The sequence below is a fragment of the Flavobacterium frigidimaris genome (assembly GCF_002217275.1).
In the GTDB taxonomy this organism is placed as follows: domain Bacteria; phylum Bacteroidota; class Bacteroidia; order Flavobacteriales; family Flavobacteriaceae; genus Flavobacterium; species Flavobacterium aquidurense.
This window is the reverse complement of the sequence record NZ_MUGV01000020.1, coordinates 1-18,456: the sequence shown is the minus strand read 5'-3', so window position 1 is coordinate 18,456 and position 18,456 is coordinate 1. Positions and strand designations below refer to the sequence as shown.

Genomic DNA, 18,456 nt, shown 5'->3' with positions numbered 1-18,456 from the left:
TTCATGCTTAGGACTCTTTTCATAAAAAAGAAATACACCATTTGGGCAATTGTTTTCTTGCTTATAGTAAGCAATAAAACAATTGCTCAAAATGAGGTTAATAAAATTCCGTATGATTTAAAATGGTCAGAGAGAACTGCTCTTTCTATCTTAAATAAATATCCTAATGCCTGGCAATTGGATGGAAATGACAAGCCAAAATGGGATTATAAAATGGGTTTTGTATTGTCTGGTTTTGAACAATTATATCAGAAAACAAAAAATGAAAAGTATCTCAATTATATAAAGGATTATGTCAATATAATGATTGACAGTAGTGGAGATATTAAAAAATATGATCTTAAAGAATATAATATCGATTATTTAAATCCAGGAAAACTGTTGTTTAATTTATATGATGTAACAAAAGATACACGTTATCTGAAAATTATCGGCCAGTTAAGAAATCAATTGGAAACTCAGCCAAGGACATCAAGTGGTGGATTTTGGCACAAACAAATTTATCCCGATCAAATGTGGCTTGATGGTTTGTATATGGCGGAACCTTTTTATGCGCAATTTTCTATGAAGTATGAAAAAGGAAAAAGCTTAGATGATATCGCCAAACAGTTTGAATTGGCACACAATAATATAGTAGATAAAAATACTGGTTTACCTTATCAGGCCTGGGATGAAAGTAAATTAATTGGCTGGGCAAATAAACAAACCGGAACTTCACCAACTATTTGGGGTAGAGGTATTGGCTGGTATATGGTAGCTTTGGTAGAAACATTGGAATATTTTCCAAAGTCGCACCCAAAATATAAAGTTTTAGTTGGCTATCTGAATGAAATAGCAAAAAATGTAAATCACTACAAAAGCCCGGAAGGTTTATGGTATCAGGTTGCAGATAAGCCTGAATTATATGGGAATTATGTAGAGCCATCTGCTTCCGGAATGATCATTTATGCTTTTGCAAAAGGAGCAGATAAAGGATATTTATCTTCTAGTTATAAAAGAGAAGCTCAGAAATCCTTCGATAGTTTTATAAAAGAATTTATAAAAGTGGATAAAAAAGGAGAAGTAAATATTCTAAATGTATCTTCAAATGTTGGTTTGGGAGGAAGACCTTTCCGAGATGGTACAAATGATTATTATCTTATGGCAAAGACCAAAGAAAATGGCGCAATAGGTATTGGAGCATTTTTGTTAAGCGCAATTCAATTAAATAGATAATTCTAATAAAGTTTAAAATGGTAAAGTATAAAAAGAAGAATCATTTTATTTACGTCTTGTTTATTGGCCTGATGTTTTTTGGATTCGGAAAAATAAAAGCGCAAGAGATTTCAAATTCAAATAGTGTTGTTGCTAAAAATTTAAAATGGTCAGAGCGAATGGCTCTTTCTATCCTTAAACGTGATCCTCAAGCGTGGCAGGTTGATAATAACGAAAAGCCAAAATGGGATTATAAATTGGGTTTATTAATGACTTCTTTTGAAAAATTATATCAAAAAACAAATAATCCAATTTATGCTCAATACATTAAAGAATATGGTGAATCGGTTGTAAATAGTTCAGGCGAAATTTTAAATTACAAACTCGAAGATTACAATATAGATAGTGTTAATGCAGGAAAAATGCTTTTTGATTTGTATTCCAGAACAAAGGACAATCGGTATTTAATTGCGATGCAAACGCTGAGAAAACAGTTAGAAACGCATCCAAGAACAAATTCTGGTGGCTTTTGGCATAAAAAAATATATCCGTACCAAATGTGGCTGGATGGGTTGTACATGGGAACACCATTTTATGCACGTTATACTGTTGAATTTGAAAAAGGAAAAGATCTTGATGATGTTGCGAAACAATTTGAACAAATTCACTTGCATACACTTGATAAAAAAACAGGTTTATTATTTCATGCCTGGGATGAAAGCAAGCAAATGCAATGGGCAAATAAAGAAACAGGAACTTCACCAAATTTCTGGTCACGTTCTATTGGCTGGTATATGATGGCACTTGTTGATGTATTGGATTATATGCCAAAAGACCATCCGAAGAGAAAGGAATTGATTGGTTTTTTAAATGAAATTTCAGTAGCGGTTGCTAAGTATCAGGATCCATCAGGATTATGGTATCAGGTTACAGACTCAGGTGCAAAAGAAGGAAATTATCTTGAAGCTTCAGGTTCAGAAATGTTTGTTTATGCTTTTGCAAAAGGAGCAAACAAAGGATACCTGCCTAAAAAATATAAAGATTTGGCCATAAAAGGTTTTGATGGTATCACAAAGAAGTTGATTACTGTTGATCCTGATGGTGAAGTACATATCACGCAAGTTTGTGCAAGCGCCGGTTTAGGTGGCACTCCATATCGTGATGGCTCTTATGAGTATTACATTAAAGAAAAAATAAAGGTTGATAATTCACACGGATTAGGACCTTTTATTTTAGCCGCATTAGAATTAGAAAAGTAGTAGAATTTAAATATATTTAAAATGAAGAACAAGAGAAAACAAGGTTATTTTGTATCGGCTTTATTAGTCTGTGTTATGGCTTTTACAAGCTGTAAAGTAGTTTCGCAAGAACCGGCAAGTAAGGACATCGTAATTTCTAAAGATTTAAAATGGTCTGATAAAATGGCGTTAACACTTATGAAACGTCATCCTGAAAGTTACATGATAGACGATTCTAAAAAACCAAAATGGGATTATGTTCACGCTTTAGTTTTACATTCATTTGAAGAATTGTACAAAAAAAATCCAGACCCTAGATATAATGCTTATGTAAGAAGTTATGTAGATCAATTTGTAGAAAGTGACGGATCTATTAAAACATATGAATTCGATAAGTATAATATTGATTTGGTTGTTCCGGGACGTTTGCTTTTTGATGTTTATCAAACTTCTAAAGAAGAGAAATATTTAAAAGCAATGCAATTAGTGCGCAAGCAATTAGCAGAGCAGCCAAGAACAGCAAGTGGTGGATTCTGGCACAAACAAATTTATCCAAACCAAATGTGGCTGGATGGTTTGTATATGGGAGAACCATTTTATGCACAATACACCGCTACTTTTGAAGGAGGAAAAAGTTTCGATGATATCGCAAAACAATTTGAGTTAATTCAATTGCACGCAACAGATCCAAAAACAGGATTATTATACCATGCCTGGGATGAAAGTAAACAAATGCCTTGGGCAAATAAGCAAACCGGAAATTCGCCAAACTTTTGGTCAAGAGCTTTAGGGTGGTATGTAATGGCTTTAGTTGATGTATTGGATTATATGCCAAAGGATCATCCAAAACAAAAAGAATTAGTAAAGTATTTAAATAATGCTTGCGCAGCTTTGGCTAAATTCCAGGATAAATCAGGTTTGTGGTATCAGGTAACAGATAAAGGTGGAGAAAAAGGAAATTACTTAGAAGCTTCAGGATCTTCAATGTTTGCTTACGCATTTGCAAAAGGAGTAAACAAAGGATATTTGCCTGCAAAATATAAAAAACTGGCCAATAAAGCTTTTGATGGTTTAACAAAAGTCTTAATCAAAAAGGTAGATGAAGATGGAGGTATTACATTGACAAATTGCTGTCAGGTTGCAGGTTTGGGCGGTACTCCTTACAGAGATGGTACGTATGAATATTATGTAAACGAAAGAAAAAAAGACAATGATCCTAAAGCAACAGGTCCATTTATTTTGGCCGCTTTAGAATTGAATAGATAATTATAAAAGCAATTTTTATGTTCAACAGAAACCTGACAGGTTCTAAAAACCTGTCAGGTCTAATGCAAAGTAATTAACCACAAGTTTTGTCATTTTAAGGTGCGGGAGAGATTTCTCCTCGATTGAAAGGACAAAAATTGGGTCATCTTAAATATCACCAAAGAATGAAAAATATAAAAATATTTTTTCTTGTATTATCAGCCTTTTCCATACAGCACAATTATGCTCAGGTTTGGGTGCCTGATAATGGAGATGGAACGTACACAAATCCTATAATTCATGCTGATTATTCAGATCCGGATGCCGTTAGGGTAGGTGATGATTTTTATATGACGGCATCGTCTTTCAACTGTATTCCGGGTCTACCAATTTTGCATTCTAAAGATTTAGTCAACTGGAAAATTATCGGATATGCGATGACCAGACAAATACCAATTGAAACTTTTGATAAAGTACAGCATGGTAATGGTGTTTGGGCGCCAAGTATAACTTTTCATAACAATGAATTTTATATCTATTACCCTGATCCTGATTTTGGAATTTACATGATAAAAGCCAAAAAAGCAGAAGGACCATGGTCTGAACCTGTTATGGTAAAAGCCGGTTTAGGATTGATTGATCCTAGTCCGTTGTGGGATGATGATGGAAAGGTGTATCTGGTTCATGCCTATGCAGGAAGTCGTGCAAAAATTAAAAGCTTGATCACGGTTTGTACAATGAATGAGGAAGGAACTATTGCTAATAATGATGAAGTGATGGTGATTGATGGTCATGAAAGTGAAGGTACAATTGAAGGACCGAAATTTTATAAACGAAATAATTACTATTATATTTTTGCTCCGGCTGGTGGAGTTTCGACAGGCTGGCAAACTGTTTTAAGATCAAAAAATGTCTTTGGTCCTTATGAGAAAAAGAAAGTTTTAGAACAGGGTAAAACGGCTATAAATGGTCCACATCAGGGAGCATGGGTACAAACGCAAACAGGTGAAGATTGGTTTTTACATTTTCAGGATAAAGGCGCATACGGAAGAATTGTACATCTTCAGCCAATGAAATGGGAAAATGACTGGCCTGTAATGGGGCAGGATTTTGATAAAAACGGAATCGGAGAACCAGTAACAACTTTTAAAAAACCAAATGTAGGCAAGAAGTATCCAATTGAAACTCCGGCAGAATCAGATGAGTTTAATGTGCCAAAACTTGGATTGCAATGGCAATGGCAGGCGAACGCACAAGTACAATGGGGATTTCCGACGAGTTTAGGATACCTGAATTTATTTTGTTTACCAACAATAAAAGAGAGTAATAAAATTTTTGAAGCGCCCAATTTGTTATTGCAAAAATTTCCTGCTGAAGAATTTACAACTACTACCAAAGTAACTTTTAATACAAGATTAAACGGCGAGTCTACAGGACTTTTAATTATGGGGTTAGACTATAGTTATTTGTGCCTTAGAAATGATAACGGAAAACTCTATCTAAATCAGAAAACAGGAACTTTTGATAAGAAAATTGATGAAACAGAAACCGCTCCGGTTTTAATTTCAAACACTACAATTTATTTGAGAGTCAAGGTCAAAAAAGGAGGAATCTGTAGTTTTTCTTACAGCCTTGATGATAAAAAATATTCTCCAATTGGAAATGATTTTACATCAAAAGAAGGAAAATGGATTGGTGCCAAAGTTGGACTTTTCGCCTTGAGCGAAAAAGTGACAAATGATTCGGGAAATGTTGCAGTAGATTGGTTTAGAATAACGAAATAAGATGAAAATGAATCCATTTAGAAAAATAGTAATACTTGTTTTATCAGTTTTAAGTTTTGGCCTTCATGCCCAAAATACGTATAAAAACTGGCCTGATATTATTCGAAAAAATGATGCGTCATGGTTTGGTACGGCAGAGGCTAAAGCAATTGCGGAAAACGTGCTGTTGTACCAAAGAAATATTGGTGGATGGCCAAAGAATATTCAAATGCAAAATCCGCTTAGCGAAACAGAAAAGCAAAAGCTGATATTGTTAAAAACTGACGAACATGAGGTTACAACGGATAACGGAGCAACCAGTCAGGAAATGCTTTTTATGTCTAAAATGTATGCTCAGGTTAAAGATGAACGATACAAAGAATCTTTTCTTAAAGGCTTAAATTATTTATTAGAAGCGCAATATGCAAATGGTGGCTGGCCTCAGTTTTATCCTTTGAAAAAAGGCTATTACACGCACATAACTTACAATGATAATTCGATGGTAAATATCTTAATTATATTGAAGGAAATCAGTGAGGAAACTAATTATTACAGTATAAAACCTTCTAAAGAAATAGTTGAAAAAACAAAAAAAGCTTTTGATAAAGGAATTGATTGTATTTTAAAAACACAATACAAACAAAATGGTGTTTTAACAGCATGGTGTGCGCAACATGATGAAGTGACTTTGGCTCCGGCAAATGCGAGAGCTTTTGAATTAGCATCATTAAGCGGATTCGAATCTGCAAAGATTGTATTGCTTCTAATGTCAATTGATAAACCGTCTCCAGAAATTATTACCGCTGTAAAAAGTGCTCAGGTTTGGTTTGAAAAAACAAAAATTACCAATTTAGAAGAAAAAAGAGTTTTAAACGATTCAGGAAAAATCATTGATAAAAAAATGATTCCTAAAGAAAATGCTGATCCTATTTGGGCCAGATTCATGGATCTTGGAACCAATGAACCATTCTTTTGCGACCGCGACGGAATCCCAAAAAAATCTTTGGATCAAATTGGATCTGAAAGACGAAATGGTTATTCCTGGTATTCTGATGCGCCAAGAGAAGTGTTGAAGAAATATCCAGATTGGGCAATTAAGAATGGAGTAAAAGTTGGCGCTAAAGATACTCCGGCAAAAAAAAACGATAAAGTCGTTCTAACTGTTGCACAAGACGGTTCGGGTGATTTTACTAAAATTCAGGAGGCGATATATGCGGCTCCGGCTTTTCCATATGAAAAAGTGACAATCAATATCAAAAATGGAGTTTATAATGAGAAAGTTAGAATTCCGGAATGGAACACACATTTAACCCTGATTGGAGAGAGTAAAGAAAATACGATAATTGCCTTTGATGATAATTTTAAGAAAATCAATTTAGGGCGAAATAGTACTTTTTATACTTATACTGTTTTAGTTGAAGGAGATGATTTTTCAGCATCAAACCTAACCATTAAAAATAGCTCAGGAGATCATGGTCAGGGAATTGCATTATCGGTTGTAGCTAATCGTGCAAAGATTTCAAATTGCGCTATTTTAGGAAATCAGGATACCTTGTACCTTTCAGGAAAAGAAGCAAAACAGTATTTTAAGGATTGTTATATCGAAGGAACAACCGATTTTATTTTTGGAGAAGCAACAGCCTTATTTGAAAACTGCACTATTAATAGCATTAAAAGTTCCTATATTACGGCTGCTTCAACACCTGAAGGAGTTTCGTTTGGTTTTGTTTTCAAAAATTGTAAGCTTATTGCAAATTCAGAAGCTACGGCAGTTTATTTAGGAAGACCATGGAGAGTTTATGCCAAAACGGTGTATATGAATTGTGATATGGGAAAACAAATTCGTCCTGAAGGCTGGGAAAATTGGTCTAAACCAGATGCCGAGAAGAATTCTTTTTATGCTGAATACAATTGTAAAGGCGAAGGTTTTCAGCCAACTAAAAGAGTTTCATGGTCACGTCAGCTGACAAAAAAAGAAGCTGAAAAATATACAGTAGAAAATATTCTGAAAGATGCAACACCAAATTGGTTTTCAAAATAAATCTAATTTATAAAAACTAAAAACATGAATTTTAGATACCTTATTTTTTTATTGATTTCCTGCTTTTCCTTTGCTCAAAATAATGATTTTCCATCAGCTAAAGTTGATTCGATAGTTAATAGAATTCAACTTCCGGTTTTTCCTTCTTATGAGATAAATGTATTAAAACTTGGAGCTAAAGGTGATTCATTGACAAACAATAAAGCTGTTTTTGATAAGGCTATGGCGTTATGTAAAAAAAATAACGGAGGAACTATTATCGTTCCAAAAGGGATTTATAAGATCAATGGGCCAATTCATTTTGTAAGCAATGTGAATCTTAAAATTGAAAAAGGAGCTAAAATTAAGTTTAGCGATAATCCACAAGACTATTTACCAATGGTTTTAACCAGTTGGGAAGGTACAATGTTGTACAATTATAGTCCCCTTATTTATGCATACGATTGTAGCAATATTGCTATTACCGGTGAAGGAACAATTAACGGAGAAGGAGGCAAAACCTGGAAAAGCTTTAAAACAAAAGAAGAATCGGGTAAAAACAAAAGCCGTGACATGAATCATACTAGTGTTGCTTTAAAAGAAAGAACATTTGGAGAAGGGTATTTTTTACGTCCTCAGATGATTCAATTTTTTAATTGTAGAAACATTTTAGTAGAAAATATCCGAATCGAAAACTCGCCGTTTTGGTGCTTACATTTACTAAAATCACAAAGTATTACGGTTCGTGGAATCAGTTATAAATCATTAAATTATAATAATGACGGTATTGATCCGGAATATGCAAAAGATGTTTTAATTGAAAATGTAACTTTTGATAATGGTGATGATAATGTTGCAATTAAAGCAGGAAGAGACCACGAAGGAAGAGCAAATACAGCAACTCCAAGTGAAAACATTGTCATCAGAAACTGTAATTTTAAAGGTTTACACGGAGTTGTGATAGGTAGTGAAATGTCGGCTGGAGTTCAAAATGTGTATGTCGAAAATTGTAAAACAGTTGGTTATTTAAAAAGAGGGATTTATATAAAAACGAATGCAGATCGAGGTGGTTTTATAAAAAATATTTTTGTTAGAAACATTCAGTTAGATGAAGTTGAAGATTGTTTATACATGACTGCTAATTATCATGGAGAAGGTAAAGGTTTTCAATCTGAGATATCAAATGTGCATTTTTCAAATATTACGTGCAACAAAGCATCAGAATCAGGAATAGTAATACAAGGATTTCCAGATAAAAAGATCAAAAATATATCCTTAAACAATATTGAGATTAAGTCGGCAAAAAATGCTATATCAAACGAGAACGCAGAAAACGTTCTGATGACCGATGTTTTTATTGGTAAAAGAGCAAGTGTTCCCTCATCGGCAAAATAGTTTTTTGAGGTTCAAAGAAAAAAAATAAAATGGACATAGTTTTTTTGAAAAGATAAATTTATAACATCAGAATTTAAAATCTAAAAAGTCTAAAATCTAACAATCTAAGCAGTCTACAAAATGAAAAAATACATATTAATTCTCTTCTTAATAACAACAACTTGTTTTGCACAAAAAACAACAGTCTATTGCATTGGAGATTCAACCATGGCAAATAAAAAAGATCCTGATAAAAATCCGGAACATGGTTGGGCACAAGTACTTCAACCTTTTTTTGCTGACAATATTGTTGTCGAAAATAAAGCTGTAAACGGTAGAAGTACAAAAAGTTTTATCAACGAAAAAAGATGGGATTCTATTTATAAAAAACTCAAAAAAGGAGATTACGTTTTTATAGAATTTGGTCATAACGATGAAAAAATTGAAGATTCTACCAGATATACAAATCCACACACAAGTTACAGATACAATTTAATTCGATTTGTAAAAGAGACCAGGGCTAAAGGCGCAACTCCCATATTGCTAACCTCTATCACCAGACGAAATTTTAATGAAAAAGGGGTCTTAGTTCCAACCCATGGCGACTATCCTTTAGAAACAAGATTAGTAGCCCAGGAATATAAAGTACCTTTCATAGATTTAGAATATTACACAGAATTACTGGAGCAATCTTACGGACCAATAAAATCGAAAGAATTGCATTTACATTTCCAAGCAGGAGAAAACGCTTATTATGATAAAGATAAGGCAGATGATACGCATCTTTCTGCGTTAGGTGCAACAAAAATCGCAAAAATTGTTATTGATCAACTTAAAATTTTAGAAGATCCCGCTATAGAAAAACTCAAAAAATCTATTAAATAGATTTTATACTTTCACTACTTTCGAAACTATAACATTAGTAATTATCGCTATGTTATAGTTTTTTTTTTACAACAAAACCGCTTAAAAGAAGATGCCTTAATATATAAGGATTATAACTTACAAGGGTAAATTTATTTCTGTTTAGATCGCAATTTTGCATTAACTTTCTAGGGAACCTTACCTTAACAGAGTGTTTATTGTTTTTTTTATTCTTAATATTTTTTACCGTTTAAATATTTTGATGTTTTTTTCGTAAAAATGGGAGAACCGAGATTCTCCCATTTTTTTTTTGTTTTAAATCCGGAATTTTCAATGTCGGATGATTTGTAAATAGTAATTGTATTCAATAGTATTTAGTCAAAGGATTATTTTTAACTACACAAAAAAATGTTGTAGTTTGTATTTTTTTGTAATATTATTCCTTAAAATATCTTAATATGTAATTTTTAAAACTTATGGTGGTATAGCGACGAGGTGTTAAAAGGGAACTTTGCATTTTCAAACTAAAAAGTTTGAGTTATAAGCCTTAAGAATATAATTAATTGTATAATAATTTAAGATGTTATGAAGAACAGATTACTCCCTTTATTTTTTGTTTTAGGAATTTATACTGCACATTCGCAAGTTGGTATCGGAACAAAAACACCAAATGCCTCAGCTCAATTGCATGTATATGCAGAAAATAGTGACAAAGGTATTTTAATTCCCTCTGTTAAATTAACAAGTACAACAGATACTGCTACTATTACAAATGGAAATGCAGAAAGCTTGCTAGTTTTTAATACTAATACTGTTTCAGATGTTAAACCAGGCTACTATTATTGGTTAGCTGGTAAGTGGAATAGAATAACTATTTCTGGTGAATCAGGTTCAGATATTGGAATTATTGGTGGTAATGGGGCGCCAGGTGAACCCGGAACTCCAGGTATCCCCGGTGAAATTAATATGTATATTGATAATGTAACGGGTATTGTCTATGTACGTGACCCTAATAATAGCTCAAAATGGATTCCGTTAAATGGAAAAGATGGAAGGGACGGTATTGCAGGAGCCCCTGGTTTGGCTGCTGGACCAGGCGAGCCAGGAAGAGATGGTACACCCGGAGCGCCCGGAGCAGGTATTACTACCTGGATTGATACAGAAACAGGAACCATTTATATCAAAGATTCTACAACAGGAGAATGGATTAAAGTAAATGGAAATGACGGAAAAGATGGAGTTCCTGGAGGACCTGGTGTACCGGGAAAAGATGCTACTCCAGCCGAAGGTGTTTCTATCTGGGTGGATACCAACACAAAAATTGTTTATATAAAAGATCCTGCAAGTGGACAATGGATCCAGATAAGCGGTAATAATGGAAAAGATGGTTTAGATGGATCTAATGGTCTGACAGGAGGAAATGGCGTTCCAGGTGCACCCGGTACTCCTGGTATTCCCGGCGAGATCAAAATGTACATTGATAACGTTACAGGTATTGTATATGTGCGTGACCCTAATGATGCATCTAAATGGATTCCGTTAAATGGAAAAGATGGAAAAGATGGAATTGCAGGAGCTCCAGGTTTTGCTGCCGGACCTGGTGAACCAGGAAAAGACGGTACGCCAGGTGCTCCGGGAGAAGGAATTACAACTTGGATAGATACAACAACAGGTATTGTATATATAAAGGATACAACCACTGGAGAATGGGTTCAGGTAAGTGGAAAGAATGGTAAAGACGGAGCTGATGGTAAAGTTGAAACAGCAGAAGGTAACGGTTCACCAGGAAATAAAGGTGAAGATGGTTATCCAGGAGAAGGTATAAATCTTTATACAGATATAACTAATAATATAGTATATGTCCAAAATACTGATGGAACATGGACTTCAATTAATGGAGCGAAAGGAGATAAAGGAGATTCTTTTAAATATACTGATTTCACTTCTGATCAGTTGGCAGGATTGAAAGGAGAAACGGGACCACAAGGACCTGAGGGGCCAATAGGAGAACCTGGTACACCAGCGATTAATTATACTGCTGGTACCGGGATCTCAATAAATGGAACAGTAATTTCTGCTATTCCAACTGCAACAAGTATAACTGGAGGGCAGTCGCTGACTTCAAATACACCAGGTATTTTAAGTGTAACAGGTGGTGATGATGTATTGTTGAAAGCAGCTTCATTAGATATCCTACCAGCAACAGTTGATGGGCAGGTATTAACTACTGTTGTGGAAGGTACTACAAAGAAGGTAGAGTGGAGATCTCCTGCATCAAATAATGTAATGGGTATTCACCTAACTAGTGTTAATTACACAATACTTCCAACTGATTATACTATAATTGCCACTCATTTAGACAATGACATTACAATTACTTTACCTGATGCTGCAAGTAATTCAGGTAGAATTTTAGTAATCAATCAAATGGATGTTACAAATGATTCGGGTGCGGAAGTAACAGTAAAATTCAATCTTCCTGTTGTTTATTCTGATACTGTGAGAAAAAATCAAATTATTTCGGACTACTATTCAACTAGTACAGGAGGTAGTCTTAAAGTTACGCTACAGTCAGATGGTAATAACTGGTATGTTATTTCATTTATGTAATATTAATAACCATAGTTTACAATCATTGTAAACTATGGTTAAAATATTTAATTAATTAAAAAAATAAAGAGATTACCCCTATTTAATCCTGGGTAGCATAGGCTCTTTTATAACTCTCGTAATTCAATATCGAAAAAAATAAAAAAAATAATTAGTTATAATTTGTTGATTTATAGTTATTTAATGTGTGTTTGTTAAATGAATAGATAGCATTTTACATTAAAATATACTATGAGAAAGAGATTTATTCTCCAATCAAATTAATAAGTATAAATGTAATTTAAATACAAATGAAAAAAAATATATTCAGTTGTTGGCTTTTCTTGTTGGCCGTTTTTTCTGTATCCATTGTAAGTGCACAGGTTACCATAGGTAATACAAAGGGTATGTTAAAAACTGCAGAAGACTTTTCTGCACTTGAAGTTCTCAGCAATGGAAAAGGAGGATTGCGTTTGCCGCAATTAAGTACTAATCAAAGAAATACTTTATCACTTGGTGCAATTTCAGATCCAATAAAACAAGGCTTAGCTAACGGTCTTTCTATTTATAATACTACAACAAATTGCGTAGAATACTGGAACAGCAATCGTTGGATAAGCTTATGTGAAGGTACAAGCCAGGCCATAATAAGCCCTGAACCATGTACTAATGTATCACCAGATGGAACAGGCTGTGACCAGACTTTTACAATTACTGATCCTGATTGTCCAAACGGTCCTTTTGCTATTTTGATAGTTTCAGGAAACGAATATGCTACATTGACAGATGTAAATGCAATCAGAGGTACATTCAAAGTAGTTTTCAAACAAAATGATTCAGTAACACCTCACTCTGTATTGGTGAGAGTAACAAGCTCTTGTAGTAACCAATTTAAAGACTTTATCTTTTTACAGAATGGGGTAACTTGCGAAGCATTAGGTACTGCGCCAACGATTAGCCCTGCAGGCAGTAATTTAAATTTATGTTTGGGAGGAGCTGTTTATTTATCAGTTCCGGAAAATAGTGTTAATGTAGACAGAATTATCTGGACCCGCAACGGTATAGAAGTTGCACGGGGTGTAAATTTTTATGTAGCAACTTTAAAAGGGGTTTACAACATTTCGCTAGGTGCAGCGGGGTGTAATGTAAATTCAGGCAATGAGCGTATTATTACTGAATCGGGAACCGCGCCGGGAGCAATTAATACAATTATTACTTCAAATAATGGACTAATTTGCGGACCAGGCGGCAGCATCACATTAACGGCAGTTGGTGCCTCAGGTTCTGTGTCATGGTTTAAAGATGGCGTTTTGCAAAGTTCTAAAACGGGGACAAAAATTACCTTGACAGGAACTGCAGATACAGGAAACTGGTTTGCAGCAGCAGGTAGTCAAGGATGTTATAGCAAGCCTTCTAATACGGTAAAAGTTATAGTGACAGATCCTTCAGGAACACCAATTACATTTAATATGTCAGATGTATTGGTAAACAATAAAGCGATTAATACTATCACTTCTTTCTGTCAGGGCGGAAGTTTAGTTTTGAAAGTAAATAATCCACAGCCAGGGGTTTCATATACTTGGTACAATGATGAGACTATTATAACAAGCCCTTATACGATTCCGGCGGGACAAGCTAGTATCTTACTTCGTATGGTAGCAACTGATAATAGCGGTGCTGCCTGCCCAGTAGAGGCGAGAAGTACTGAAGTTTCTGTTTCGGGTGGTTCAGCTCCTGGAACACCTAGTATTACTGGTACTGGCGTTATTTGCGACGGTACGGCAGATTTGACAGTTGTACCAAAAGAAACAGGTAGTTTTACGTATCAATGGTATAAAAACGGTATTCTTGTGCCTGTAACTACCCAAACCATTAGTGTAACAGATCCGGGTGCTGTATATAGTGCAACAGTGACGAATCCGACAGGCTGTGTGAGTGCTCTTGTATCTAAAACAATTGCAACAGAGGTATCTAGTTTACCAGTTCTTAGCTGGGTAAGCACTGGTACTACAGCAAATTATGGAGATAAAATTACTTATCAGTTAGCGATAGAAAATGGCCCAGCAACTTATGCATGGTCAGTAACCGGAGGTGCTTCTTTTGTTGGGACAGGTACAAGCATCAATGTTACTTTTCCTTCAAGCGGTTCATCTGTTCAAATTAAAGTAAAAGCAACTAATGCTTGCGGTACTTCGGCAGAACTGACAAAAACAATATTACTAAGTGCAGCTTGTCCAACTCCAGTTGTAAGTGCAGCTTCACAAACTGCTTTTTCTACTGTGGTTGGTATTGGCATACAAGCCCGAGTTTCAGTAACTCAGGGAAATCAGCAAACTTACCAATGGTATAGTAATACAACAGCATCAACTACTAACGGAAGCGTCATAAGTGGTGCGACACAAGCAACTATTAACTATAGTCCGGTAAGTGCAAGTCCATCTGTTGTTTATTTATATTGTATTGTCAAAAATGGATGTTCAGGTACACCTCTAGCTTCATCAACACCTCTTTTTACTGTAAATGTAACAGCTGATCCAGGAAATCTTGCCTTAGGTTCGGGTATTTTTACAGGAAAAACATGTTTTGATATTAACAAATCTAATTATGATGGCTCATGTGGTACACAAGTCGCACGTAATGCCAATATGACTAATTTTCAGACACAAAACGTACAGCAATATGTATTTACAGCAAGTGCAACAGGTACCAAGAAAAATCTTCGTTTTGTAGTTGTAGACCCTTTGGGAGCTGTACAAAGTACAAATGCCGATGCAATGGCTCTTCCTGGTTCGCTTGCCAATAGTCAGGTTGTAACACTTACTGTTACCTACAAAACTAATTTGAGTGATATTGGAAGCATAGCTTATGGAAAATCAACAGATCAGTCAGTAAACGTAAAAATTTATGCCGTTTACAATGATGGAAACAGCGATTTTGCACTTCCATTAAATGTAAAAATTCAGGATTGTGCCTGTTGTGGTGCTTTTGTTGCCGCCGGGGTATGGAAAAACTTTATGTGCCATAATTTAGGTGCTGACCAGACTCTTGATCCGAATGTAATAGCACAAGGGTTAAGAGGTGATTATTATCAGTACGGCCAAACTATACCAATGGCAAGATCTATAACTACAGGACCATTAGCGCCTTTTGTTAATGTAGCAGGTAATAGTTCGTGGCAAGGAAATGCTAGTGAGCCAAAAGGAGTTAATGATCCATGTCCGGCAGGATATCGTATCCCAAGCATTGCAGAATGGAATGGAGTTGCAGCCAATAATACGAGCACTTTCGTTACTAGCAGCAATCCGAACACTATGATATATATGGGAACGAAAATAGGAAGTCAGCTATTTTTGCCATTTGTAGGATCTTATCAGCATGATGGTCTATTTAGAGGTTATGGTGAAGGAAAATATGCTGCAGCTGATAAGGTTGGGTATAAAAATCGTACTGTAACAACATGGATGCTACAATTAAGTGGTTCCGCCTCGAATCCTACACCTTTTACTGCTGAAACTTATACTACTGGCGGACCATTTTGGGGACTTCCTATACGTTGTATTGAACAATAAATTGAACGAATAAATTCTAAAATTATAAAATAGTAACATGTCTGCAGGCCGAGTTTTACTGCTGCCTGCAGAAATTTACTAGAACGGCTCTATGAAATAAGTATGAAATATTGATGAAAAAAGAATTAAGCTGCTTATTTATAAAAAACTGCTTTTGTATGAGGTACAACTTAGATCTAAAAAGATACAAAATGAATTTTTTTATGTTACTGTTTATAAGTTTTTTAGGAACGCTTTCTGTAAAGTGTCAAACTATAAATATAGAACTAAAACATTTCCCTGCTAAAGACTACATGTATTTAATCATGCATGGAGACAAATTTGATACAGTTGCCCGTGGGAAAATGGACCAAGCGGGAAAAACCATTCTTGTTTTTAAGAACAAGTTTAAAAACTATAAAGGAATGTCACGTTTTATTCTTAATGATGGCAGCGGTTTCGACTTGGTAGTTAATAAAGAAACTTTTACAGTATTTTGTAACGATGAAGTTCTCAATGCTGATAACATTAAGTTTATGAAATCGCCAGAAAATGAATATCTTAAAAGTCAATCCATACTAAAACAAAAGCTTTTGCAAAAAGCCCAGCTTGCCGTGGACGTATTTGCTTTGTACAATGAAACTGACGCTGTATATGCTCCTTTCATAAAAGAACAGGAGCAATTAGATGAGCAGTATAAAAAGCTTAGGACTGCTAATGAAAAGAATCCATTGTATGCTGCACGAATGATGGAAATATTTGATTTTTTAATAGGTAACAGTAACGATCTCCAAGATAATAGAGACAAAAAAATAGCACAAGCCAATAGTTTTGTATTAACCAGATTAAATATGGACGATCTGTATACCAGTAATTACTGGAATGATGTATTGAATAGTTGGTTAATGATGCAATTAAATCAAAATAAAGATGATGGAACATTACTAGTGGCTTTACAGCAAATTGGAATTAAAATAAGCGATAAAACCCAATTTACAGCTTTTGCAGAACTTGCAGTAAGACAATTGGCAAAAACAGGAAGAGATAATGTTATAGATTCTTTTGGTTCCTATGTGAGTCAATCTGGCAAAATAGCCATGCCTAGCCATAATTTATTGACTGTTATAGGAGGGCCACAGGCAGGTATGCAGGCACCTGATCTGCTCTGGAAATCAGAAAAATATACATTTGATAAAAAACAAAAAACAGTTCTGATTTTTTATGAAGCCGGATGTAATAACTGCGATAATGAAATCAATCTGTTGATTGGTAATTATCTCGAACTTCAGAAAAAAGGATATGAAGTTATTTCTGCAGCATCAGATATTGATTCTTTAGAAAGTAAAAAATATTCAGGCAGATTTCCATGGAATAAAAAATTTTGCGATTATAAAGGACCAGCAGGTTCTAATTTTATCAACTACGGCGTAATTGGAACGCCAACCATTTTTGTAATCGACGAAAAAGGAATAATTACGGGGCGTTATGCTCGTATTGCAGATACTCATATTTTGAATTAAAAGCAAGATCGAGACTTGATAAAGAGCTTTTACTAAACAGAACCTCTTTTTATGTTTGAACTTTTCAAAAAGACCGTTTAAGCGAATTATAAAATTATGAAAAGTAATTTTAGAAAGAAAATATTTCTTTTCGGAATTTGTTAATCTTCACCTCGATAAATATTACATCAATTGAATGGTTGATTTTTACTATAAAATAAAGAGCACATTTCATTTTTACTTAATAGAAAAGATTCAATTTATGCAATATTTCTTGTATTTAGTTAGCTAAATTGTCAGAAAAAAAAAGTTCAGTCTTTTTAATGAAGATAAAGCTAACATAACGATTCACTTAGTTGAACTCTTTAAATTGATCAGATAATCAAGGTGAGATTTTGTTAATTAGAATAAATTCCATGTTTTAAAAAGTGGAATAAAAAGCCAATCGGTGGTTTACATAATAAAGAATTTATCACATCTTAAAAATAGTATGACGCAGGTCTTCGAATACCCTAATCTATAATTTTAAAAACTTATGAAGGTAAAACAAAAAGATATTTAAAAAGAACTTTGCACCTTCAAATTAAGTTTTGGTTTTAAATACCTAAAAAATAATTAATTAGATAATAATTAAGATGTTATGAAAAATAGATTACTGCCTTTATTTACTATTTTAGGAACTATATCCGCTTATTCGCAGGTTGGCATTGGAACATTAAATCCGAAAATTTCTGCTCAGTTAGAAGTTTTTTCCAATAACAAAGGTATTTTGATACCACAGGTTGCCTTAACAAGTACAACTGATGGTAAGACAATTGTAAATGGTAATATAGTTAGTTTGTTGGTTTATAATACTACTGACAATACAAACATTACTCCAGGGTATTATTATTGGTTTGATAATAGATGGAATAGAATGTTAATTTCTGGAGATCTTACTGTTATCGCTGGAAATTCATTACCTAGTGCTAAAGGCGAATCTGGATATCCAGGTGAAAATGTTGCTATTTATACAGATAAGTCAACAAGTACTGTATATGTTCAAAATTCTGATGGGACTTGGTCTCCTATTAGTGGAAAGGGCCAAAAAGGAGATAAGGGTGACAAAGGGGATTCTTTTGA

The 18,456-nt window shown here is 34.3% G+C and carries 10 protein-coding genes and 1 pseudogene; all 11 read left to right on the top strand.

Translation table 11 applies throughout. From position 1 onward, the window contains the following. Nucleotides 1-3: 3 nt before the first annotated feature. Nucleotides 4-1,215, top strand: coding sequence for a glycoside hydrolase family 88/105 protein (locus tag B0A65_RS12365; RefSeq protein ID WP_074661781.1), 1,212 nt, complete (start codon nucleotides 4-6; stop codon nucleotides 1,213-1,215). Nucleotides 1,216-1,232: 17 nt separating this feature from the next. Next, complete coding sequence (locus B0A65_RS12360; protein ID WP_074661779.1) at nucleotides 1,233-2,453, top strand: glycoside hydrolase family 88/105 protein; 1,221 nt, start codon at nucleotides 1,233-1,235, stop codon at nucleotides 2,451-2,453. A gap of 21 nt (nucleotides 2,454-2,474) precedes the next feature. Next, the gene (locus tag B0A65_RS12355; protein ID WP_074661776.1) at nucleotides 2,475-3,698 is read left to right on the top strand and encodes a glycoside hydrolase family 88/105 protein; all 1,224 of its coding nucleotides are present in this window, start codon (nucleotides 2,475-2,477) and stop codon (nucleotides 3,696-3,698) included. 164 nt (nucleotides 3,699-3,862) lie between these two features. After that, nucleotides 3,863-5,461, top strand: coding sequence for a glycoside hydrolase family 43 protein (locus B0A65_RS12350; protein WP_074662365.1), 1,599 nt, complete (start codon nucleotides 3,863-3,865; stop codon nucleotides 5,459-5,461). A gap of 7 nt (nucleotides 5,462-5,468) precedes the next feature. Further along, nucleotides 5,469-7,481, top strand: coding sequence for a pectate lyase (gene pelA, locus B0A65_RS12345; protein WP_074662362.1), 2,013 nt, complete (start codon nucleotides 5,469-5,471; stop codon nucleotides 7,479-7,481). Between the two features lie 24 nt (nucleotides 7,482-7,505). Next, nucleotides 7,506-8,855 (top strand): glycoside hydrolase family 28 protein, encoded by a 1,350-nt coding sequence (locus tag B0A65_RS12340; protein ID WP_074661774.1) that lies wholly within the window; start codon nucleotides 7,506-7,508, stop codon nucleotides 8,853-8,855. Nucleotides 8,856-8,975: 120 nt separating this feature from the next. Continuing rightward, nucleotides 8,976-9,719: a rhamnogalacturonan acetylesterase gene (locus B0A65_RS12335; protein WP_074661771.1), complete on the top strand. Its 744-nt coding sequence runs from the start codon at nucleotides 8,976-8,978 to the stop codon at nucleotides 9,717-9,719. Nucleotides 9,720-10,283: 564 nt separating this feature from the next. Further along, nucleotides 10,284-12,308 carry a collagen-like domain-containing protein gene (locus B0A65_RS12330; protein WP_074661768.1) on the top strand — a complete coding sequence of 675 codons (2,025 nt, stop codon included), beginning with the start codon at nucleotides 10,284-10,286 and terminating at the stop codon, nucleotides 12,306-12,308. 290 nt (nucleotides 12,309-12,598) lie between these two features. Continuing rightward, nucleotides 12,599-15,856, top strand: coding sequence for a hypothetical protein (locus B0A65_RS12325; protein ID WP_074661765.1), 3,258 nt, complete (start codon nucleotides 12,599-12,601; stop codon nucleotides 15,854-15,856). 203 nt (nucleotides 15,857-16,059) lie between these two features. After that, a complete protein-coding gene (locus B0A65_RS12320; RefSeq protein ID WP_207556429.1) occupies nucleotides 16,060-17,355 on the top strand; it encodes a peroxiredoxin family protein in 1,296 nt (431 codons plus the stop codon). 619 nt (nucleotides 17,356-17,974) lie between these two features. Further along, nucleotides 17,975-18,456 (top strand): annotated as a pseudogene (locus tag B0A65_RS12315) (hypothetical protein); the annotation flags it as partial.